This is a genomic window from Micromonospora sp. DT63, assembly GCF_049841615.1.
In the GTDB taxonomy this organism is placed as follows: domain Bacteria; phylum Actinomycetota; class Actinomycetes; order Mycobacteriales; family Micromonosporaceae; genus Micromonospora.
In genome coordinates this window covers 192,903-213,594 of record NZ_JBNCKQ010000006.1, presented here as the reverse complement: position 1 = coordinate 213,594, position 20,692 = coordinate 192,903, and the positions used below count along the sequence as shown (strand labels likewise).

The window sequence follows — 20,692 nt, the reverse complement described above, 5'->3', positions numbered from 1 at the left end:
CGTGGGTGAGGACGACGGCCGCGAGTGGCGGGAGCGGCAGCAGCGCGCGGTGCGGGCGCACGCCGACGCGGACGCGCGGCGGCGGGCCGCCGAACAGGCGCAGGCCGCGGAACTGGTGGCCTGGTTCGTGGCCGAGGCCACCCGGCGCGGGCTGCCGACCACGCGCCTGGTCGCCCGGGGGTACGACGGGCGCGGGCGCTACCGGACCGGGCTGACCGGTTGGTACGTCGACCGGGCCGAGACGCGGGCGGTGGACGTGGCCGGGCGGTTCCACCTGCTGACCGTGCCGGGCGGCCTGCGGGCCCGACTCCTCGGCGTCGACCCGCAGCCCAGCCCACCGCCGCTGGTGGTGGGGGCGGGTGGCCGGGACGGCGAGTCGATCCCGCTGCGGACCCTGCTCAACCGGCGGCTGAGCGACGGGACCGACGAGCCAGGTTCCACCACCAGAGCTGCTGCACCACGAGCGTGAGCAGCCCGGCCACGACGATCGCGCACACGTTGATCACCAACTGGAGGGCCGAGCCGCCGGCCTCGTCCCACACTCCGTAGGCGGCGGCGACCGCCACGTTCGCCGCGGCCGGGACCGTCGTCACCGAGATCAGTACCCCGACGAGGCTGCCCGACTTCTTCGAGGTCAACGAGAGCATGCCGGCCACGCCGGCGAGCAGGCCGACGACCCAGGACAGCGCGTCCGGTCGCCAGATGAAGTCGGTGAGCGGCCGGTCGGCGAGCAGCATCTCCTTGCTGACCAGCCCGGCGGCGGTCAGGGCCCAGGTGCTCAGCACGGTCGCCACCATGGCCGCCAGGAAGCCGACCGTCAGGGCCTGCACCGACCGGCCGATCACGCCGAGGCGGCGGCGCAGCAGCGCCACGCAGAGCGCGGCGAGCGGGCCGAACTCGGGGCCGACCACCATCGCGCCCACGATGAGGATCGGCTGGTCCAGCAGTACGCCGATGCCGGCGATCATCGTCGCCACGATGATCAGCACCAGGTAGGTGCCGGACAGCTCGGTCTGCTCGCCGGTCTTGGCGGCGATCTCGTCCCAGACCACCGCGTCGGCGCCACTGCCGGGCGCCTCCTCGGCCGCGCGGTCGGCCGCCGCCGAGATGGTCAGCTCGACATCGTCGGCGGCGATCCCTCCGCGCGCCTCCACACCGAGGCGCTGAAGGCCCTGGAGCACGTTGTCGGCGCTCTCCCGGACCACGTCGCACTGGATGAGGTCGCCGCGGGGCTGCCGGGCGACACCGGGCAGCACCACCAGGTGGGTCACGCCGGGGTCGGCGGCCAGCAGGTCGGCCACCGCCTCCGACTGGTCCTTCGGAGCGATCACCCTCAGATGCAGCACCCACAGGCTCCCTTCGCGCGTTGAGCCCACCGGTGGGCGCGGCTCGCAGCACTGTAGCCGCCGCTGACGGGGGCTCGACGCGAAGAGTCTTCCGGGACGGACACCCCCACGGCGGGTGGTATATCCCGGAACCGGCCTCGAAAGGCCAAAACGCATGTATGGGAGCTGTGCTGGTGGTACAACCGGTTTGTCAGTTTGGCCCGGCGACGGCGGGAGTCATCCGAGCATGAGCAAGGTCTACCTCTCCCCGCCCGACGTCGGTCAGCTTGAGGAGTCGTACGCGCTTGCCGCCATCCGCTCCGGCTGGGTGGCGCCGCTGGGTCCCGATGTCGACGCCTTCGAGGCCGAGCTGGCCGAGCGGATCGGGACGTCGTACGCCGTTGCCACCAGCTCCGGCACTGCCGCCCTGCACCTGGCGCTGCTGGCGGTCGGCGCCGGCCCCGGGCAGGTGGTCGTCATGCCGACGCTGACCTTCGCGGCCACCGCCAACGCCGCCGTCTACACCGGCGCCGAGCCGATCTTCGTGGACTGCGATCCGATGACCGGCAACATCGACGTGGACCTGCTCGAGTCGCTGCTCGACCGGCTCGACGCCGAGGGGCGGCGGGTCGCGGCGGTCGTGCCGGTGGACATGTTCGGCGTCTGCGCCGACTACGACCGCCTGCTTCCGGTGTGCGCCCGTGCCGGCCATCCGGTCATCGAGGACGCCGCCGAGGCGCTCGGCGCCACCCGCTCCGGCCGGGCCGCCGGGTCGTTCGGCCGCGCCGGGGTGCTGTCCTTCAACGGCAACAAGATCATGACCACGTCGGGCGGCGGCATGCTGCTCACCGACGACGCCGAGCTCGCGGCCCGCGCCCGGTACCTGGCGACCCAGGCACGACAGCCCGTCGCGCACTACGAACACACCGACATCGGCTACAACTACCGGCTGAGCAACGTGCTGGCGGCGATCGGGAGGGCGCAGCTGTCCCGGTTGGACGGCATGATCCGCCGCCGCCACGAGCTGCGCGACAGGTACGCCAAGCTGTTCGCCTCGGTGCCGGGGGTTCGGCTGCTCGGCGACGGAGATCCCGGCGCCAACTGCTGGCTGACCACCATCGTGGTGGAGCCGGAGATCTCCGGGTGGTGGCCCGGGGAACTGGCCGCGCACCTCGCCGCCCAGGACATCGAGACGCGTCCGGTGTGGAAGCCGATGCACCTGCAACCCGTGCACGCCGGGGCGGAGGCGGTGCTCACCGGCGCTGCCGAACGGCTCTTCGCCACCGGCCTCACCCTGCCCAGCGGCTCGGCGATGGCCGAACACGAGGGCGAGCGGGTCCGCCGGGCCATCGACGAGTTCCTGGGCCGCCGGTGACCGACGGATTCGCGGTGACCGGTCCCGGCGCCCCGGCCGCCCTGCTGGACGCCTCCTGCCCCGACGTGTACTTCACCGCCGGCTACGGCCGGGCAGCCGCCGAGACCGAATCGGGCAGCTGGCAGACCATCCACGAGTACGACCGACTCATGCTGCCCCACGTACTGCGGTCGGTGAACGACACCGACGCCGACGCCGCGAGCCCGTACGGCTACTCGGGTCTGCACGTCGACGCCGGCTGCACCCCCGCGGACCTGGCCCGCTTCTGGTCCCGTGCGGTCGCCCACTGGCGGGACGCCGGCGTCGTCACGCTCTTCCTGCGCTTCTCGCCGCTGGATCCCGCCTCGGTCGAGGCGGTCCGGGGGCTCGCGTCCGTCGAGTTGACCCGCCGAGCCGACACCGTCACCGTCGACGTGTCGCCGGGGCCGGACGAGGTGTGGGACGGGATGGAGGGCCGATCCCGCACCGCCATCCGCAAGGCCCGCAAGAGTGGTCTGACCGGCACCGTCCGTCCCGCCCGCCAGGAGGACCTGCTTCCCGGTACGCCCTTTCGCCGGCTCTACGAGTCGACAATGATCCGGCTGGGCAGCCAGCCCTGGTACCTGTTCCCGGACCGCTACTACCGCCACCTTGCCGCCGGGCTGGACAAGGCTCTGTCCATCGTGGAGGTACGCGACGCGGACGCCGCCGTGGTGGCGGCCGCCCTCGTGCTGCGGCACCGGGACCGGGCCCACTACCACCTGGCCGGGTCCGACCCGCTCGCCGCGCGCGCCGGCGCCAACAACCTGCTGGTCTGGAGCATCCTGGAGTGGGCTGCGGAACACGGGTGCCGGCTGGTCCACCTGGGCGGCGGCGTCCGAGCCGACGACGGGCTCTTCCAGTTCAAGCGCTCCTTCGGCGGCGCCCGCACCCCGTTCTGGACGGGCTCCGCTGTCATCGTCCCGGCCCGCTACCGGGAGCTGGTCGCCGCGCGGGCCCGACGGCTGGGCCGTACGACCGAGGACCTGGAGTCCAGCGGCTACTTCCCGGCGTACCGGGCGGGTGTCGCATGAACACCGCGACCCTCGACACGCAACGTCGGATCAAACGGCTCATCGACGTCGTGGTGAGCCTGACCATCCTGGTCGTGCTCTCTCCGGTGCTGGCCCTGGCCGCGGTCCTGATCCGCCGGCAGCTGGGCAGCCCGGTCCTGTTCCGCCAGCAACGGACCGGCCGGGCGGGCCGCCCGTTCACCGTCTACAAGCTGCGCACGATGACCGACGAGCGCGACGCGCACGGCATGCTCCTGCCGGACGGGGAACGGTGCAAGGGCATCGGTCTGCTGCTGCGGCGGGCGAGCATCGACGAGCTGCCCCAGCTGGTGAACGTGCTCAAGGGCGAGCTCAGCCTGGTCGGGCCGCGCCCGCTGCTGCCCCGGTACGACCCGTTCTACACCGAACGGGAACGGCTGCGCTTCGAGGTGCCCCCGGGGATCACCGGGCTGGCGCAGATCCACGGGCGCAACGGGCTGGCCTGGAACGAGCGTCTCGAACTGGACGTCGTCTACGTCACGAACTGGTCGCTCGGGCTGGAGCTGCGGATCATCGCCCGCACCGTCCGCGCGGTCCTGAGCGGCGCCGGCGTCGCGACGGACCCGTCGGCGCAGATGCTGGACCTCGACCGGGAGCGGATGCTGACGTGACAGTCCTGGTGCCGCGGACCGGCATCGTCACCGTCGACGAGCCGACCGATCCGCACCTCGACGGGATCGTGGAGCTGCTCCGCCAGTCCATACCCACCGGGTGCGCGGGTCTGACGCCGTACCACGCAACCGACTTCGCCGCCTTCCTCGGCGCGGCCGTCGCCCCGCCCAGCGATCTCCGTACGGTCGTGCTGCGCTGTGTCCGCGACGCCTCCCGGGTACGTGCCGTCGCCGACTGGCGGGTGCTGGGGCGGCGACTCTTCCTCAACGGCATAGCTGTCGCCGCCGGGCAGCGGGGACGCGGGTGGGGCGGGCTGCTGCTCGACGACGGGTACGACCTGGCACGCCACCTCGGGTGCGCCGACCTCGCGCTGGACGTGTCGTTGGGAAACCCACGGGCGCGGCGCCTCTACGAGCGACGCGGCTTCACCGACGAGTCGTACGCACAGTGGACCGAGGTGCGACTCGATGGAGTCGCACCCGATCCCACCGTCCGCCTGCTCGACTGGCCGTCGTTCGCGGCGCACCACTCGGCGTACGGCTTCGGCGATCTTCGGATCGGGTGGGCGACCGGCACGACGAGCGTCCGTGTCGTCGGCGCGTCCCTGCGTCTCGCCGCGGACGCGCCCGGCCCGGGTCTCGCCGCCGCCCTGGCGGAGGTCGTGCCGACCAGCCGCTGCTATCGGATCAGCTCGACCCGCAAAGCCGAGGCCGGGACGGCCGACGGGTTCGCTCATTTTGCCCGGATGTCGCGTCCGGTCGAGCTGCGGGGCTGAGAGCTCCGGAGCTGAGCACAGCGCCCGGCGAGGCAGTACGCGAAAAAGACAACTGATCAATAAATAGGAGGTATCACTTCACAAGGCGTAAAAGCCACCGCCGGTCCTGGCGGCCGAACGATTGGGACGAGGACACACATGCCGCGGCACATCGAAGAAGAACGACGCTCGGAACGGGCCGGAGTGCGATGGGGGGCGGTGCCCCGGGCGGCTGTGCTCCTCGGCACGGACGGTGGCGCCTGGATCGTCGGGGTTGTGCTGGCCACCTGGGCGCGGTACGAGTTCGCCCTCACCGCTGGCGAACTGACGCGCGCGGTGACCCTCGGTGGCATCGCGGCGGTCCTGCACACCGGGTTGGTGCCGCTGCGGCGGCTCCGCTCGGGCCGGCACCCCGTCGGCAGCCTCCACGAGGTCCAGCGTGTCGTCGGCACGGCGATCACGATCGCGGGCATCCTGACCGTCGGTCTGTTGCCGCTCGCCGAGCGACCGGTACCCGCCAGCACCCCCCTCATCGGTGGCGCGCTGGCCGTGCTGTTCATGCTCGCCGCGCGGTTCGTCTACCGGCACCGCCACGATCTGGCCATGCGCCCCGACGTCCGCTCGGCGACGCCGGTGCTGCTGTTCGGTATGGGCGACGCGGGCCAGGGCCTGCTGCGGGCCATGCTCGGCGACCCGCGCGGACGGTACCTGCCGGTCGGCGCGCTCGACGACGATCCGGAGAAGCGCGACCTGCGCGTCGGCGGGGTGCGGGTGCTGGGCGGCCGCCACGACGTCGGCGCTGCCGTCCGACGTACCGGGGCCGGTGCCGTGATCTTCTCGGTCGCCAACGCCGACGCCGCCCTGATCCGTCAGATCCGCGAGGCGACCCTCGAGACGGGCGCCGCCTTCAAGGTGCTGCCGCCCGTGCGGGACCTGGTGGACCACCGGATCACCGTCACCGACGTCCGCGACGTGCAGATCAGTGACCTGCTCGGCCGTCGTCAGGTCGTCGCCGACCTGCCGCTGAGCGGCAACAGCCTGACCGGCCTGCGGATCCTCGTCACCGGCGCCGGCGGCTCGATCGGCTCGGAACTCTGCCGACAGGTCATGAAGGCCGACCCGGGTGAGGTGATGATGCTGGACCGCGACGAGACGGCCCTGCACAGCCTCCAGATGTCGCTGGCCGGTCGTGCCCTGCTCGACGGCCCGGAGCTGATCCTCGCCGACCTGCGCGACGACGAGGGCATCCGCCGGATCATCCGCGAACGCCGGCCGGACGTCATCTTCCACGCGGCGGCGCTCAAGCACCTCACCCTGCTCCAGCGGCACCCCGGCGAGGCGGTCAAGACGAACGTCTGGGGCACGCTGTCGGTCCTCGACGCCTGCCGGGACGTGGCCAAGTTCGTGAACATCTCCACGGACAAGGCGGCCAACCCGATCAGTGTCCTCGGTTACTCGAAGCGGATCACCGAGCTGCTGACCGCGCACGCCGCGTCGCGGTTTCCGGGCACGTTCCTCAGCGTCCGGTTCGGCAACGTGTTGAGCAGCCGGGGCTCGGTGGTGACAGCGTTCCAACGGCAGATCGAGGCCGGGAACCCCTTGACCGTCACCCACCCGGACGTGACCCGCTATCTCATGACCCTCCAGGAAGCCGTCCATCTGGTTCTCCAGGCCACGGAGATAGGCCGGGACGGGGAGGCTCTGGTGCTGGACATGGGCGAGCCGGTGCGCATCGCCGACCTCGCCCGGCAGATGGCCGACCATGCCACCAGCAGCGTCCCGATCGTCTACACCGGCCTGCGGCCGGGCGAGAAGCTGCACGAGGACCTGCTCGGGGCCGGCGAGATCGACACCCGGCCGCTGCACCCTCTGGTGTCACACGTGACGGTTCCAACGCTGGACCCGAGGGAGGTGCGCGGGCTCGACCCGTACGCCGAGCCGGCGAAGGTCGTCGAGCAGCTCGCCCTGCTCTGCGCCCAGCCGACGCCGCCGGTGGTGAACGGTCCGCTGGGCGTACCGCTGCAGTCGCGCTGACGATTGCCACAGGGCCGGCCACCGCGGTTCGCGGTGACCGGCCCTGTGGCCTGTCCGGCTGGATGCTCCCGGGTTCGGCGCTGACGGGTTCGGCCCCGGCTGGTTCAGCGGCGGATGCCCGCCCAGTCGTGGTGCCGGCGGACTGTGGAGAGGATGAAGTCGACGACCCGCCGGGAGGTGTCCGGCACCTGGTAGTCCACCGGGCAGGGGACCCCCTGCGCGGCGACCTGGGCCACTGTCACCTCGACCGCCTCGACCACGCCCTGCGGGTCGAGACCGGTCATGATGATGCCGCCGGCGTCGAGCGCCTCCGGGCGTTCGATCGACTCGCGCAGCGTCACCGCCGGGAAGCCGAGGATGGCGGACTCCTCGCTGACGGTCCCGCTGTCCGACAGGGTGCAGTACGCCCTGGTCTGCAGGTGCACGTAGTCGAGCAGGCCGAACGGCTCGTGGAAGGCGATGCCGTCCAGCGCGGTGGCGTCCGGGGCCAGCGCCTCCAGCCGCTTGCGGGTCCGCGGGTGCGTGGAGACCAGCACCGGCAAGCCCCACCTGTCGCGCACCGCGACCAGGCAGTCCAGCAGCCGGCGGAGCCGGTCCGGGCGGTCCACGTTCTCCTCGCGGTGCGCGCTGACCAAGAAGTACCCGCCCGGTTCCAGCTCCAACTGCCGCAGGATCGTCGAGCTGGCGATCGACGCCCGGTAGTGCTCCAGCACCTCCCGCATCGGCGAGCCGGTGTGCAGGATGCGGCGCGGGTGCAGGCCCTCGGCGAGCAGATTGCGCCTGGCGTGTTCGGTGTAGACCAGGTTGAAGTCCGCCACGTGGTCGACCAGCCGACGGTTGGTCTCCTCCGGCACGTTCAGGTCGAAGCAGCGGTTTCCCGCCTCCATGTGGTACACCGGCACCCGCATCCGCCGCGCCATCAGCGCGGCGATGCAACTGTTGGTGTCGCCCAGCACCAGCAGCGCGTCCGGCCGCAGCTCGGCGATCGCCTGCTCCATGCCGACCAGCACGCCCCCGAGGACCCGGCCGAGCGACGAGGTGTCGACCTCCAGGAACCGGTCGGGCTGGCGCAGCCGCAGCTCGGTGAAGAACACGTCGGACAACGTCGGGTCCCAGTTCTGCCCGGTGTGGACCAGAACGTGGTCGACCGTGTCGTCGAGCCGGGCGAGCACCCGCGACAGCCGAATGATCTCCGGTCGAGTGCCGACCACAGTCATGATCCTGGTCATGCCCGTCCTCTCTGCGCAGCCACCTTGGTCAGGATGTCCTCGAACTGGTCGACGCCCACCCGCAGCGACATCCGCTCCTGGTAGACGTGTCGGGCCCGGCTACCCATCTCGCGCCGGACGTCGGTGGGCAGGTCGGCCGCCGCCACGAACTGGTCGGCGAGCGCCCGCCAGTCCTCCGGCGGGCAGACCAGACCCAGCCCGGCCGAGCGGACGAGGGCGGCGGTGTCGCCGCCCGCCGCGGCGATCACCGGCATGCCGCAGGCCAACGCCGCTTGGAGCTTCGACGGGACGGCGGCCCGCAGGGCGGGCACGTCACGCAGACACACCAGCTGCCAGTCCGCGGCCGCGGACAGCTGGGCCATCTGATCGGGCGGGTGCCTGCCGATGAACCGCACGTTGTCGGCGCCCAGCTCGGCTGCCAGCCGACGGGCCGCGTCCTCGCCCGCGCCGGAACCGACGAGCACCAGGTCCAACCGGTCCCGGGCGGCGGCCGCCGCCCGGATGGCCGTGTCCAGGCCCTGCAGGAGCCCGAGGTTGCCGGCGAACATCACCGTGCACCGCCCCCGATGACCCAGCACCGCACGAGCCTCGGCGGTGACCGGCACCGGCCGGAACAGGGCGTCGTCGGTCCAGTTCCAGACCACGCGCACCCGGTCCGGGTCGGCGCCTCCCGCCACCACCCGCTCGGCCATCGTCGGCGAGATCACCACGATGGTGTCCGCCGACCGGTACGTCGCACGCATCAGGGCGCCGACGGCCCCCTCCAGCGAGCGACCGGCCCGGCCGGTGGGCGCCATGCCGGAGTGCGTCACCGAGTCGGGCCACAGATCCTGCACGTGCAGGACCATCGGTGTCCGCCGGGTGGCACGCAGCAGCGCCGCGGCGGCGACGGCCGTGGGGGGCGGGTGGTAGACGTACGTGACGTCGACGTCGGCGAGCCACCGCGCCCCGGGCACCGCGCTGCTGGCGCCGAAGGACAGCAGGCTCAACGCCCGCCGCAGGGCGGAGGCGTCATGACTCGGGTAGGCCGGCACCCGCCGGACCGCCACCGGCCCGTCGGTTTCGCGGTGCCCCCAGCGCTGCCGCCAGCCGGGGTAGGTCCGGCCGTACGGGTAGCTGGGAAAGGTGGTGAGCACCCGCACCTGGTGGCCCCGATCGGCGAGCCCGCTGGCCAGGTTGCCGGGGATGAACGCCCCCTCGGGGGGATACCACTGGCTGATCAGGCCAACCTTCACCCGCCGACCGCCACCGGTGCCGTCCGGGTCGCCTCCACCGGCTCGGGCCAGGTGTCCGGTCGGTCCGGGTCGAACAGCTCGTTGGTCCAGAACATCGTCACCAGGTCGTCCGAGCCGGTGTTGACCAGCTTGTGCGCCCACATCGTGGGCATGTCCACCAGCACCGGCTCGTCGCCGCTGACCGGGAACCGCAGCACCTCAGTGTCGTCGACCCGGCGCAGACTGATCTCGGCCGAGCCGCGCAGCACCACGAACCGTTCCACCTTCGCCAGGTGGAAGTGCTCACCGCGGGTGATGCCGGGGCGGGTGGTGGAGCAGAACGTCTGCCCGGCACCGCCGTGCGCCTTGACCGTCTCGACCAGCTCGCCCCGGGCGTCGGCCCGGCGCGGCAGCGCGAGCGGGTAGTGCGCCGGGAAGCAGTGCGACCGGTAGGTGTTGAACAGCCGCACGTCGTGCCGGCCCACCAGGGACGGGAACTCCCCGGTCCGGTACGTCGCGGCCATGCCGGTGAGCAGGCTGGCCAGAGCCTGCACGCCGATCCGCACCGGCGGCATGGCCGGATCCCACGAGCCGCCCGTCGGCACGCCGATGAGCCGGGCGGCCGCGTCGGTGACGTGCACGAGGCTCAGCTCGCGGTCGGCGTGCACCTCCGGCCGGCCACCCTCGGCGAGCACCCGGCAGAACGTCGCCACTGCCGAGTTGTAGTACGGACGCCCGTGCTCGCCGTACAGGTTCGGCAGCAGCACGTCGTCGACCTCGATGCCGGTGGCCGCCAGCACCCGCGCGGCGGTGGCCTTGGCGTCGCCGTACGGGGTGCCGTTGCCGGCCTGCACCGAGTTCGCGTAGACCACCCGGGCGGGCGGATTCGCACAACGCTTGAGGCCCTCGGCGAGCTGCGCGGCGAGGTGGACGTTCCCGGCCGCGACATCGGCCGGCTCGCCCCGGTTGACGCCGGCCAGGTGCAGCACGCGGTCGACCCCGGCCACCTTCGCGGCGACCACGTCGGGATCGGTGAGGTCGGCCCGGGTGAGCACTACCGGTTCGGGCCAGTCCAACGCCCGCAGCAGCACGCGCACGTGCCAGCCGAGGAACCCGCCGGCGCCGGTGACGGCGAGCCTCAGCACGCCAGCACCGGATCCCGCAGCGCCAGCTCCGCGCGTACCTCGGGCAGCGTCTTCAACAGCGCGATGATCTCGGGTACGCCGAGCTGCGGCGCGTTGGCCGAGTTGAAGTCCTCGCTCGGCCCCTCGCTGAGGTCACCCTCGGAGACGTACAGCGCGTAGTTGAGGTCGCGGGCGTCCAGCGGCACCCGGAGGAAGTCGCCGAAGTCCTCGGCCTGGGCGAGTTCCTCCCTGCTGGCCAGCGTCTCGGCGTGCTTCTCTCCGTGCCGCACGCCGATCACGTCGAGCTTGGCGGGCACGTCGAAGAGGTGGCAGACCGCCTCGGCCAGGTCGCCGACGGTGCAGGCGGCGGCCTTGCGGATGAAGATGTCGCCGGGCCGACCGTGGTGGAAGGCGTGCTCGACCAGCTCGACCGAGTCGGCGAGCGACATCAGGAACCGGGTCATCCCGGCGTCGGTCACGGTGGGCGCACGACCGGCCTTGATCTGCTCGATGAACAGGGGGATCACCGACCCCCGCGAGTACATGACGTTGCCGTAGCGCACGCAGGAGACGGTGGTGCTGCTGTTCGGGTTGTTCCGGGCGTGCGCCTGGGCGACCTTCTCCATGAGGGCCTTGCTCATGCCCATCGCGTTGACCGGCTGGACGGCCTTGTCCGTGCTGAGCACGACTACCGATCCGACGCCGTTGCGCTCGGCGGCCTCGATGACGTTGGCGCTGCCCAGCACGTTGGTCCGGACGGCCTCCAGCGGGAAGAACTCACACGACGGCACCTGCTTGAGGGCGGCGGCGTGAAAGACGTAGTCGATGCCCCGGCTGGCCTTGAGCACCGAGTCGTAGTCGCGCACGTCCCCGACGTAGTAGCGAACCCGTTCGTCGCCGAACAACCGACGCATGGCGTCCTGCTTGGCTTCGTCCCGGCTGAGCACCCGGACCTCACCGGCGCCACGGTCGAGGAGCCGGCGCACCATGGTCTGGCCGAAGGAACCCGTACCGCCGGTGATGAGAACACGGCGTCCGGTGGTTGCGAAATTCATTGATTCTCCCGTGTCGTCGCTGCGCCGGTCCGCCACCCGACGACTCGACGAGAGAGTCACGGGGCGCCCGCGCACCCGTCCCGGAGCAAGGGCCGTATCGGCCAGTTTCAGCATTCGGGACAACGAGAGGCGACCCTCGCAGATACGCTTTTCTTCACGATTTGACCGCAAGCATGACCAGCGACGCAATGATCAGCCGGTCCAATGTGAATCGTCCACTCGTCACCGCGGAAACGCGAGATGAATCGCGTTCGCGTGCCACGCGTGGCCGCTCATGTACGCGGGGCCGCCATTCGTGAAAGACGCCAGATATCCGGTCGGTCACTGGTATAAAACCTTCAGCACTTGTGACACCACCATCGGGCACGCCCCTTTCGCGATCTGACCCGCTCGCACGGCGACATGCCTCTGGCCGATCCAGGTGCCGACCCGGCGGACCAGATCGGGGGCGAGGGGAACCACCCCCGCCGGGAGGCACCCGGCGGATCGGGAACTGATGCGGGAGCACCAGCCGGATGACCACGACAGCACCGAGCACCACACGTTGGAACGTGCCCGCGCCTGCGGCCGCACGGCCGGTTCACCACCATGGCTCCTTCCGTCATTCCTCGCGCGCCTGGTTGCCACTGCTGCTGGCCCTCGGCTGGATGCTGGGAACATTCGGCTTCTTCTGGGCCGGGGCGCTGTCGCAGCAGGTCCCGAACCCCGCCAAGCTGTGCCTGTTCGTGTTCAGTGCGACCGGGGCCTTCGCCGCCGGTTACGCCGCGCAGCTCTACCGCCGCGCCACGCCCCGACGATCAGGTGGCGCGACGCGATCCACCGACGTTCGCCGGATCCGAAGGCTCGTCCTGGCCGGTGGGATCTACCATGTCGCGCTCGGTGTGGCCCTGCTGCTCGAATACGGGGCGACCGGTCCCGGCAGCATCCTCGCCAGCCTGCAGGACCCCGCGGCGGCCTACCTCAACAAGTTCACGGTTTATCAGCAGCAGCAGGACAGTGGGCGGACCAATCCGGCCATCCAGGTTCTCACTCTGCTCGGCGTTCTGGGCACGGTGCTCGTTCCACTGCTCGTCGTCCACTGGCGACGATTGTCGAGCGGCCTGCGGCTCGTCGGAATCGCGGGCGTCGGTGTCTACAGTCTTTTCTTCCTCTACATCGGCACCCTCAAAGGGCTCGGCGATTTCGTGCTGATGATGGCGGCCAGCCTGCTGATCGCCGCGTCGCGTGGGCCGGGCCCGTTCGGCCGGACGAAGAAGCGACGGCGGGCGACGGTGCTGGTGGCGGTCGTCGTGGCCCTCTTCTGCGCCTATCTGGTCAGCAACCAGGCCGATCGGGTGGACCAGTTCGGCACCCAGGACCGCGTCCGCGCCAACCCGACCGTTGAGCGGATCGTCGGCGAGCATGCCGCGACCGGAGTGGCCGCACTGATGATCTATCCGACCCACGGCTATCTCGGTCTCGCGTACAACCTCGACACACCGTTCGTCTGGTCGCACGGACTCGGCAGCACCCCGGCCGTCACCTCGTACGGCACCCAGTACTTCGGCGTCGACGCCGACCGGTATCCGGCCTACCCCCTGCGTACCGAGGCCCGGACGGGGTGGCCGGCGGGCATGTACTGGTCGACGATCTATCCCTGGCTGGCCTCTGACCTCACCTTCCCGGGGACCGTCCTGTTCATGGCACTGCTGGGCTGGTTCTTCGCCGGTCTCTGGCGTGCGGTGAACCTCGCCGGCGGCATCCTGCCGACCCTGCTCTTCGTGCAGATATGCCTGCTCGTCACCTACATCCCGGCGAACAATCAGCTCGGTATGTCCCGTCCGGCGATGATCGGCCTTGCCACCCTGCTGATGCTGTACCTGTGGAACGCCCTGACGAACAGCGCGGGCGACTCAAGGCCGCCCGAGTGGGTGCAGCGGCGACCCGCTCCCCTGCTCCACGGCGTCCACACCCCCTGAGGGAGCGACCGGCAGGCCAGCCAGAAACGACCGGATGCGCCGGCCCTGCGCTGCGGGACCACGGCTCTCCCGTACGAATGCGGCGCCAGCGGCCCCGAGGGCGGCTCTCTCCCCGGGAGGCGTCGCCAGCAGTCGCAGCAACGCTTCGCGCAGCCCGTCGGCCGTGTCCGTCTCGGCGAAGCGCAGGTACGGCTCGTAGTCGGGCGGAATGCCCGGCAACCGTGTGGTCACCACGGGAACGCCGGTGGACAGGTACTCGATGAGCTTCGACGGAAACGAGTAGCGGACGAACGACTGCTCCACCGGCCGGGGGTTCACCAGCACCGACGCGCTGGCGAGGCGCCGCACCAGCGCGGCACGGTCCAGCAGTTCCGGCGGGGAGATCCGGGGATCGACCTCCGCCTGGGTCCGTGACCAGTCCTCCAACTCGCCCCGACCGAACAGGAGCAGGCGCAGATCCGGGTCGGGCATACCGCGAAACGCCTCGATCAGACGATCGACGCCGTACGCCCGGGTCAGCCCGCCCGCGTAGACGATGTCGCGGGTGGCGGCGTCGGGAGGCGGGCCGGCGTCGGGACCGCCCGTTGACGCCCCGGTGGTGGGTGGATCGCAGATCCCCTCCATGACCAGGCGGGGAATCGATGGGGCGAAGTCCTCGCCGAGCGCCGCGGTGAGCACCACGACGCCGGAGGAGCGACGCAGCGCCATGCGGACGAGCGCGTGATCGAGCCGGCGCAGCGCGCGGACGATCCGCCCGTCATCGGGCAGGACCACACCGGGAGGATCGGTCAGCACCGGCACCACCCGGGCCGAGCCCCGCCACGCGACCAGAACGCCGAACCACAGGAACGGCGTGTGGACGCCGTGGATGAGCAGGATGTCGTCGCCGTGTCGGCGCAGGGTCCGCGACCCCGCGCGCACGGCGGCCACGAACCGGGTCAGGTGTTTCAGGCCGAGCAGATTGACGAAGCCGAGCAGTTCGCCGGGCACGCCGTCCTGCTGGAAGTGCCCCGACCGGAAGCGGATCTGCCGGTTGCGCGGGAACGTCGACGCGGGTGCCGCCGAGAGCAGACGTACCGGACAGCCCGCCGCGCGCAGGCTCCGGACCAGGCTCCAGGCGAACGTGTGCGTCTGGGTGGGCAGGACGACATCTCGCGCCACGACCTCTCGGAACACGTCGTCGCCGACCGTGAAGCCGAGCAGCAGTACGCGGGGAGAGTGCTTGTCGGTCACGCCGCTCCTCGCAGGATGCGCTGATAGACGTCGTCGAGGGACCGGAGCATCACCGGCAGGCTGTACGCGTCGTGCACGACCTTGCGGCCGGTCTCCCCCAGGTGCCGGCGTTCGGCGGCGTCGTCGAGCAACGGCTCCAGGGCGGCGGCGAAGGCGACCGGGTCTCCCGCCGGCACGAGATGACCGCCACCCTGACGCAGCACCTCGACGTTGCCGCCGACGGCGGAGGCGACAACGGGCAGCGCGTGGGCCATCGCCTCCAGCAGAGCATTGGACAGGTTCTCGTGCAGGGTGGGAAAGACGAAGATGTCGGCGGCCGAGAGGAGATCCGGCACGTCGAGCCGATTACCGAGCAGCCGCACCTCGGTGCCGTGCGCGTCGGCCAGGGCTTCGGCGATGCCAGCCCGGTCCGGTCCGTCGCCGGCGACCAGCAGCACCCGGCGGCCCGGTCGCGGCGGCAGTCGCCGCAGCGCGTCCGCCAGCACCCCGAAGCCCTTGTCCCAGTTCAGCCGCGCTACCGCGATCATGGCCACGTCCTCGCGGCCCAGGCCGAGGGCGGCACGTCGGCTGCTCCGCACGGCGCCGACGTCGGCAGGTAGTGGAACCCCGTTGGGGATCACGCCGACGAACCTGCCCGCGTGCGCCCGTACGAAGTCCCGGTCGGCGGCGTACTCGCACACGGTCGCGACGTGGCTGGCCATCCGTAGCGTGGCCGGTTCCGCGCAACTGGTCAACATCGCTCTACGCCAGGTGTTGCCGCCGTGCCTCAGGTCCCGCACGGTGCCGTGCACGGTGACCAGGATCCTGGGGCAACCCGCCAACCGGGCGGCGACCACGCCGTGAAAGCCCTCGTTCTGCAGACCGCGCACGTGCACCAGGTCGGGGCGTACCCGCCGCAGGAGTCGGACCCATTCGCGCAACAACGGCACGTTGAGGCCACCGTTGCCGCCGACCTGATGCATGCGGACGAACTCGTATCGCTCGCTCAGCGCGGAATCCAGCACCCGTCCCACGGCGGTCAGTGGCCCGTTGGCGCCGGGTGTGCCGGCCGAGTGCTGCACGACGACCGGCCGGGCGCGCACCGGTGGGGTGCTCGGACCATGGTCGTCCCGGCTGACTGGCTGCACTGGCACTCCATCGTCGACCTCGGGCCGCCGACGGCGTGCCCTGATCCCCGGTAACCGCATGGGTGCGTACAGTAACACCGGCAATAACCGTCAACCGCTTGAGACACGCTTTATACGAACGGAACGCATGAAAAGCGACGAGACCCTCATCTCTCCAGCTCAGTCGGCAATTGCCTCGGGCGAGCCGGTGCCACGAGTGGTCATGGTGGCGGCGTACCGGTTCCCGCACGGTGACGCCATGTCCAATCGGCTGCTCCAACTGGCCCGCTCCGCGACTCCCCCGGGCGCGACAACCGTGATCGTGAACGACTGGCCTGGCACCGACCGTCCACCCGAGCCGGTCGCCCTGCCACCCGGACTGCGCCTGATCACGCTGTTCGCCGCCGGCGGGGGCGGCCGATTCCGACGCTGGGTGCGCCGACAGAGTCGCCCACTGCGCGTACTCCGGGCCCTGCGCCGGGCGGGAATACCCACCGGTGAGATCACCGGCATCTGCCTTCCGCTGGGATTGTGGAACCTGAGCACCTGGATCGTGTTGCGGCTGACGGTGCGCTGCCCGTTGACGGTGGACGTCCTCGAACGGCACGAGCCCGGCCAGTTCCGTCACGGACGCCTGACGCCCTACTTCATCCGGCACCGGTGGCACTCGCTCCTCGCGGACCGGTTGGCGGACCAGGTCATCGCGATCTCCACGACGCTGCACCGACGCCTCGCCCGGCCGAACCGTCCCATCCTGGTGGTGCCGCCGCAGGTCGACCGCGCCGACTACCGCCAACCGGCGCCGCCCTCACTGACGAACGGCCTGCGGTTGCTGTACGCCGGCACCGCGGGGCCCAAGGACCGCCTCGCCGTGGTGCTGGAGGGCATCCGTCGGCTACCGGAGCCCGAGCGCCAGCGGGTACGCCTGACCGTGGCCGGGATGACCCGGGAGCAGACCGCAGCCATGTCCGACCTGGACGAGGGGGTCGTGGCGGACCTCGCCGAGCAGATCGTCTTTCTGGGCCGGGTGTCGCGTGACCGCGTCCTGGCCGAGTTGCGCGCTGCACACTTCTCGGTGCTGGTCCGACCCAGCGGGGGCTACGCCGAGGCGGGCTTCCCGTCGAAGGTCCCCGAGAGTCTGGCCGCCGGCTGCCCGGTGCTGCTCAACCACACCAGCGACCTGGCGACGTACATCGGCGACGGGCGAGAGGGCATCGTGCTGGCGGGGCCTGGCGCGGACGACGTCCGGGACGGCCTCGTGCGGGCGCTCACCCTCAACGACGCGCAGTGGTGGCAGATGAGCCACCACGCCCGGGAGCGGGCGTCAACGTTCGACTACCGCACCTGGGCGCCCGTGGTGAGCGCGTTTGTAGCCGGTCGGCGAAGCAGCCAGGACCAGGTGAGCGGGCCGGGCGGCGTCCACCCACAGCGGCGGGAGCAGTGACCAGCCCGCGATCACCCCACCGGACCAGTCGGTGCCGGTGGCTTACGGGCCGTGACGCCGCCCGCTGATCTCACCCCGCTGTCCGGGCGCCCCGACACGCCGTAGATCTCGCGGATCACCGCGGCCTTCTCCTGGGCCGGCAGGTGGCCGCAGCCGAGCGACTTGGCCTTCATCGCGGCGAGGTACTCGTCGGTGCTGCGCAGAACGCGGGCCGGCACGCCGGCGGCGACGCTGCCGTCCGGAACGTCACGGGTCACGACCGAGCCAGCCCCGATGACACAGCGATTTCCGATCCGCACCCCCGGCATGATGATCGACCGTACGCCGATGTAGACGTCGTCGCCGATGCTGATCGGCGCGGTCCATTCGAGGTCGGGGTGTTCCCTGCGCAGAATGAGAGTGCCGCCGTCGTGGGTGAGGAACTGCACCCCGGCCGTGATGTAGACGTTGTCGCCCAACGTGATCAGCCATGGCTCCGAGCCGAACATGCTCCGGTCGATGCCGTAGAAGCGCACCCGTCCGCGTAGATTCACCCCGATCGAACGCGCGAACTCCTCCGGGTCGCGGGCCGCCGCGCGTCGATCACGCAGGGCAGCGACGATGCCGCGGAACGTACTCACCATCATGCTCCATTTCGATCGGACTCGACTCTCTCGCTGGCACGCTTGCCAACGCCTTGCGGTATCCGGCGATGGCGACGGGAAGCACGGTGACCCCGTACGACAGCGCCGAGGCCAGCGCGACACCGGGCAGGCCTTCCCGGCCCGCCAGAAGGATCTTCAGCGGTACGGCGACGACCAGGCAGGCCGCCCAACCGAGAAACTGCGGCCCCAGCAGTCCGACGCTGTTCTGCACCATGAGAAGTGGCGCCGCGACAGCCACGAGGACCGACCACACGGCGAGCGCGGCGAACAGTGTGGTCGGAACCTGATCGAGGTCGTCCGACCGTACCCAGAGTCGGAGGATGTCATTACCGGCCAGCACGAGGCAGAGCGCGGGCAGCGTCACCGCAGCGGCGGACAGGAGGACCATCCGTCGGGTGCTGCGCCGGACCCAGCCCACATCACCACGGGCGAGCGCCTCGCCGTTGGCGGGCCACAGCGGCAGGTTCACCAGGGTGACGAACAGCGCCAGCACGGCGAACATCCGCAGGATCACCGCGTAGTTCGCGGCCGCGTGCAGACCGAGCACCCGGCCGACCAGGAAGCTGTCGATGTTGAGGGCGACGGAACTCAGCACGGAGAGCCCGAAGAACCGGGACCCCAACCGGAGCAGCCCGCGCGCCTTCGCGGCGCGCACGTCCCTGACCCGTGGTCGCAGGTCGGGTCTCTGCCAGCGGAAGAAGCAGATCGAGTTGGCCAGGTTCATCAGGGGAACGGCGAGCACCGCGGCCGCGATCACCAGGACCGGATCGGCGTTCGCGGTGACAGCCGCCACCACCAGACCCGCCGAGACCAGACTGCCGCCCGCCTGCCAGAGGTTGCTCTGCCCGACCTGCTGGTGGGCGTACTGCACCCGCTGGATGAGGGCCAGCGGAATGTTGACGAGAAAGGCGCCGAAGCAGAGCAGCACGACCCCTCGGGCGTCCCGGGCCACCGCCGGATCCGCGACGTTCAGCAGCGCCGGCCAGGACACCAGCCGGACGGTGCTCACCAGCACCAGCATCAGCGTTACCGCCAGCGAACCGAGCAGGGCGTAGGCGCTGGCGATCTCTCGGGCCGCCGCGGCGCGATCACCTGTGGCGTGAAGCCGCGAGAGCCGGGTGAGCAGGCCGTTTCCGAGGCCGAAGTCGGCGAACAGCGCCATCGCGGTCAGCGACGTGATCGCCATCCACATGCCGTACCGCTCGGAGCCGAGGTAGTGGAAGGCCGCCGGGGTGATCAGCAGGGGCGCGACCAGGCCGACGGCCTTGCCCGCGAGCGATGACGCGATGCCGGTGACCAGCGCTCTGCCCCGCGAGCGTCGCGCCACCGACAGGTCGTCCTCGCGCGCCTCCGACTCCGCCCTAGCCGCCCGTCTCGTCGACGTGGTGTCGGCGGACCCGGCGTCGACCGCGTCGACAGGAATGGGCGGGGCCGCCCCGGCGCCCGGAGGCCTGTCGACCATCAGGCGGGCTGCTTCAGCACATGCGCTTCGAACCATTCGACGGTGGCCCGCAGGCCGTCGTTCCGGGGAGTGGGCACCACGTCGGGAAAGAGTGAGCGGAGCACCCTGTTGTCGGCCTCGGAATGGCGGACGTCACCCGGGCGCGGCGCCACGTGCTGCCGGGTGATCGGGCGGCTGATGATCTGCTCCAGTTCGGACACCACCGTGTGCAGCTCCGCCCGGGCGCCGAAGGCGAGATTGACCGGCTGAGGATGGGCGACCGAACGTTCCACCGCGTCGAGCAGCACCGCGCAGACCGTCTCGACATAGGTGAAGTCGCGGGACTGCCGACCGTCCCCGTGCAGCTCGACAGGCTCACCGCGCAGGGCCGCGTAGATGAAACGGGGGATGACAGCCGCGTAGCCGTGATCGTGTCGCTGGGCCGGGCCGTAGACGTTGAAGAACCGGAACGCAAGCGTGGGAAGACCGAAGGACGCCTGGTACGCCAGCGCGTATGCCTCGGTGGCCAGTTTGCTCACCGCGTACGGGCTGAGCGGGCGGGTCCAGGCGAGCTCGGTCTTGGGCAGCATCGGGTTCGCGCCGTAGACCGAGGAGGACGAGGCGACGACGACGTGGCCCACCTCGTGGCGGCGAGCGGCCTCCAGCACCCGCAGCGTGCCGGTGGCGTTGGCGTGGTGCGACGCGATCGGGTCACGCAGCGAACGCGGCACGCTGGGCAGCGCCGCCAGGTGCACCACCGCGTCCCGGCCGGCCATCGCCCGATCCAGCGCCTCGTCGTCGAGCATCGAACCCGGAATGGTGTCGACGTCGAGACCGTCGAGGTTGCTCATCCGCCCCGTCGCGAGGTCATCGAGGATCCGGATGTCGGTGACGGTGCGGCGCAGGACCGCGGCACGGGCCAGGTTGGAGCCGATGAATCCCGCGCCGCCGGTGATGAGTAGTCGCATGCGTTCCGCCTTCACGCCCCGTTGAGTGGTCATCCGGTCCAACGACTCTCCCCGGAGGCTGTCACGCTTCGTCATCGTGCCACTACGAAATGACACCGACGGGTCG

The 20,692-nt window shown here is 71.1% G+C and carries 18 protein-coding genes; 8 read left to right on the top strand and 10 right to left on the bottom strand.

From position 1 onward, the window contains the following. Position 1 precedes the first annotated feature (1 nt). Positions 2-469, top strand: a complete 468-nt coding sequence (locus ACLQ27_RS22405; protein WP_357574393.1) for a hypothetical protein — start codon at positions 2-4, stop codon at positions 467-469. On the opposite strand, the gene ACLQ27_RS22400 is transcribed toward ACLQ27_RS22405, so the two are convergent. Next, positions 399-1,346, bottom strand: a complete 948-nt coding sequence (locus ACLQ27_RS22400) for a DUF389 domain-containing protein (RefSeq protein WP_357574394.1) — start codon at positions 1,344-1,346, stop codon at positions 399-401. The two genes, ACLQ27_RS22405 and ACLQ27_RS22400, sit on opposite strands and share 71 nt — an antisense overlap. 226 nt (positions 1,347-1,572) lie before the next feature. Between ACLQ27_RS22400 and ACLQ27_RS22395 the strand changes: the two genes are divergently transcribed. From ACLQ27_RS22395 to ACLQ27_RS22375, 5 genes are all read left to right on the top strand, one after another. Then, the gene (locus tag ACLQ27_RS22395) at positions 1,573-2,700 is read left to right on the top strand and encodes a DegT/DnrJ/EryC1/StrS family aminotransferase (protein ID WP_357495001.1); all 1,128 of its coding nucleotides are present in this window, start codon (positions 1,573-1,575) and stop codon (positions 2,698-2,700) included. Positions 2,701-2,714: 14 nt separating this feature from the next. Next, complete coding sequence (locus ACLQ27_RS22390; RefSeq protein WP_357574395.1) at positions 2,715-3,752, top strand: GNAT family N-acetyltransferase; 1,038 nt, start codon at positions 2,715-2,717, stop codon at positions 3,750-3,752. Beyond that, on the top strand, positions 3,749-4,381 hold the full coding sequence (locus tag ACLQ27_RS22385; protein WP_425868489.1) for a sugar transferase: 633 nt from the start codon (positions 3,749-3,751) through the stop codon (positions 4,379-4,381). The genes ACLQ27_RS22390 and ACLQ27_RS22385 overlap by 4 nt, the downstream gene beginning before the upstream one ends. Continuing rightward, on the top strand, positions 4,378-5,157 hold the full coding sequence (locus ACLQ27_RS22380; protein WP_357495007.1) for a GNAT family N-acetyltransferase: 780 nt from the start codon (positions 4,378-4,380) through the stop codon (positions 5,155-5,157). Before ACLQ27_RS22385 ends, ACLQ27_RS22380 begins: the two co-directional genes overlap by 4 nt. A 198-nt stretch (positions 5,158-5,355) precedes the next feature. Then, the gene (locus ACLQ27_RS22375) at positions 5,356-7,170 is read left to right on the top strand and encodes a polysaccharide biosynthesis protein (protein ID WP_425868488.1); all 1,815 of its coding nucleotides are present in this window, start codon (positions 5,356-5,358) and stop codon (positions 7,168-7,170) included. Between the two features lie 104 nt (positions 7,171-7,274). Here the strand turns inward: ACLQ27_RS22375 and wecB are convergent, their stop codons facing one another. Genes wecB through ACLQ27_RS22355 form a run of 4 tightly spaced genes read right to left on the bottom strand, consistent with a single transcriptional unit; the run spans position 7,275 to position 11,792 of the window. Further along, on the bottom strand, positions 7,275-8,399 hold the full coding sequence (gene wecB / locus ACLQ27_RS22370) for a non-hydrolyzing UDP-N-acetylglucosamine 2-epimerase (RefSeq protein ID WP_425868487.1): 1,125 nt from the start codon (positions 8,397-8,399) through the stop codon (positions 7,275-7,277). Then, on the bottom strand, positions 8,396-9,634 hold the full coding sequence (locus ACLQ27_RS22365) for a glycosyltransferase family 4 protein (protein WP_425868486.1): 1,239 nt from the start codon (positions 9,632-9,634) through the stop codon (positions 8,396-8,398). Before ACLQ27_RS22365 ends, wecB begins: the two co-directional genes overlap by 4 nt. Then, complete coding sequence (locus tag ACLQ27_RS22360) at positions 9,631-10,758, bottom strand: NAD-dependent epimerase/dehydratase family protein (protein ID WP_425868485.1); 1,128 nt, start codon at positions 10,756-10,758, stop codon at positions 9,631-9,633. Before ACLQ27_RS22360 ends, ACLQ27_RS22365 begins: the two co-directional genes overlap by 4 nt. Further along, positions 10,752-11,792 (bottom strand): SDR family NAD(P)-dependent oxidoreductase, encoded by a 1,041-nt coding sequence (locus ACLQ27_RS22355; RefSeq protein WP_357574401.1) that lies wholly within the window; start codon positions 11,790-11,792, stop codon positions 10,752-10,754. The genes ACLQ27_RS22360 and ACLQ27_RS22355 overlap by 7 nt, the downstream gene beginning before the upstream one ends. Before the next feature lie 620 nt (positions 11,793-12,412). Between ACLQ27_RS22355 and ACLQ27_RS22350 the strand changes: the two genes are divergently transcribed. Next, positions 12,413-13,750 (top strand): hypothetical protein, encoded by a 1,338-nt coding sequence (locus ACLQ27_RS22350; protein ID WP_425868483.1) that lies wholly within the window; start codon positions 12,413-12,415, stop codon positions 13,748-13,750. Here the strand turns inward: ACLQ27_RS22350 and ACLQ27_RS22345 are convergent. Together ACLQ27_RS22345 and ACLQ27_RS22340 are read right to left on the bottom strand one after the other, a co-directional pair. Beyond that, positions 13,685-14,983 carry a glycosyltransferase gene (locus ACLQ27_RS22345; protein ID WP_425868481.1) on the bottom strand — a complete coding sequence of 433 codons (1,299 nt, stop codon included), beginning with the start codon at positions 14,981-14,983 and terminating at the stop codon, positions 13,685-13,687. The genes ACLQ27_RS22350 and ACLQ27_RS22345 overlap by 66 nt on opposite strands. Beyond that, positions 14,980-16,110 (bottom strand): glycosyltransferase, encoded by a 1,131-nt coding sequence (locus ACLQ27_RS22340; RefSeq protein ID WP_425868479.1) that lies wholly within the window; start codon positions 16,108-16,110, stop codon positions 14,980-14,982. The genes ACLQ27_RS22345 and ACLQ27_RS22340 overlap by 4 nt, the downstream gene beginning before the upstream one ends. A gap of 238 nt (positions 16,111-16,348) precedes the next feature. On the opposite strand from ACLQ27_RS22340, the gene ACLQ27_RS22335 reads away from it, so the two are divergent. Continuing rightward, on the top strand, positions 16,349-17,533 hold the full coding sequence (locus ACLQ27_RS22335) for a glycosyltransferase family 4 protein (protein WP_425868477.1): 1,185 nt from the start codon (positions 16,349-16,351) through the stop codon (positions 17,531-17,533). An 11-nt stretch (positions 17,534-17,544) separates the two neighbouring features. On the opposite strand, the gene ACLQ27_RS22330 is transcribed toward ACLQ27_RS22335, so the two are convergent. From ACLQ27_RS22330 to ACLQ27_RS22320, 3 genes are read right to left on the bottom strand one after another with little or no spacing between them, the layout of a single operon-like run. Continuing rightward, the gene (locus ACLQ27_RS22330) at positions 17,545-18,156 is read right to left on the bottom strand and encodes a DapH/DapD/GlmU-related protein (RefSeq protein ID WP_357574406.1); all 612 of its coding nucleotides are present in this window, start codon (positions 18,154-18,156) and stop codon (positions 17,545-17,547) included. Next, the gene (locus tag ACLQ27_RS22325) at positions 18,116-19,639 is read right to left on the bottom strand and encodes a lipopolysaccharide biosynthesis protein (RefSeq protein WP_425868475.1); all 1,524 of its coding nucleotides are present in this window, start codon (positions 19,637-19,639) and stop codon (positions 18,116-18,118) included. Before ACLQ27_RS22325 ends, ACLQ27_RS22330 begins: the two co-directional genes overlap by 41 nt. Beyond that, positions 19,639-20,661 carry an NAD-dependent epimerase/dehydratase family protein gene (locus ACLQ27_RS22320; protein ID WP_425868473.1) on the bottom strand — a complete coding sequence of 341 codons (1,023 nt, stop codon included), beginning with the start codon at positions 20,659-20,661 and terminating at the stop codon, positions 19,639-19,641. Before ACLQ27_RS22320 ends, ACLQ27_RS22325 begins: the two co-directional genes overlap by 1 nt. Positions 20,662-20,692 lie beyond the last annotated feature (31 nt).

What these genes read in the sequence shown, in the direction of transcription:
- ACLQ27_RS22395 (WP_357495001.1), top strand. Translation starts at nt 1,573, where the DNA reads ATGAGCAAGGTCTACCTCTCCCCGCCCGACGTCGGTCAGCTTGAGGAG.
- ACLQ27_RS22385 (WP_425868489.1), top strand. Translation starts at nt 3,749, where the DNA reads ATGAACACCGCGACCCTCGACACGCAACGTCGGATCAAACGGCTCATC.
- wecB (WP_425868487.1), bottom strand. Translation starts at nt 8,399, where the DNA reads ATGACCAGGATCATGACTGTGGTCGGCACTCGACCGGAGATCATTCGG.
- ACLQ27_RS22355 (WP_357574401.1), bottom strand. Translation starts at nt 11,792, where the DNA reads ATGAATTTCGCAACCACCGGACGCCGTGTTCTCATCACCGGCGGTACG.
- ACLQ27_RS22335 (WP_425868477.1), top strand. Translation starts at nt 16,349, where the DNA reads ATGTCCAATCGGCTGCTCCAACTGGCCCGCTCCGCGACTCCCCCGGGC.
- ACLQ27_RS22330 (WP_357574406.1), bottom strand. Translation starts at nt 18,156, where the DNA reads ATGGTGAGTACGTTCCGCGGCATCGTCGCTGCCCTGCGTGATCGACGC.
- ACLQ27_RS22325 (WP_425868475.1), bottom strand. Translation starts at nt 19,639, where the DNA reads ATGGTCGACAGGCCTCCGGGCGCCGGGGCGGCCCCGCCCATTCCTGTC.
- ACLQ27_RS22320 (WP_425868473.1), bottom strand. Translation starts at nt 20,661, where the DNA reads ATGACGAAGCGTGACAGCCTCCGGGGAGAGTCGTTGGACCGGATGACC.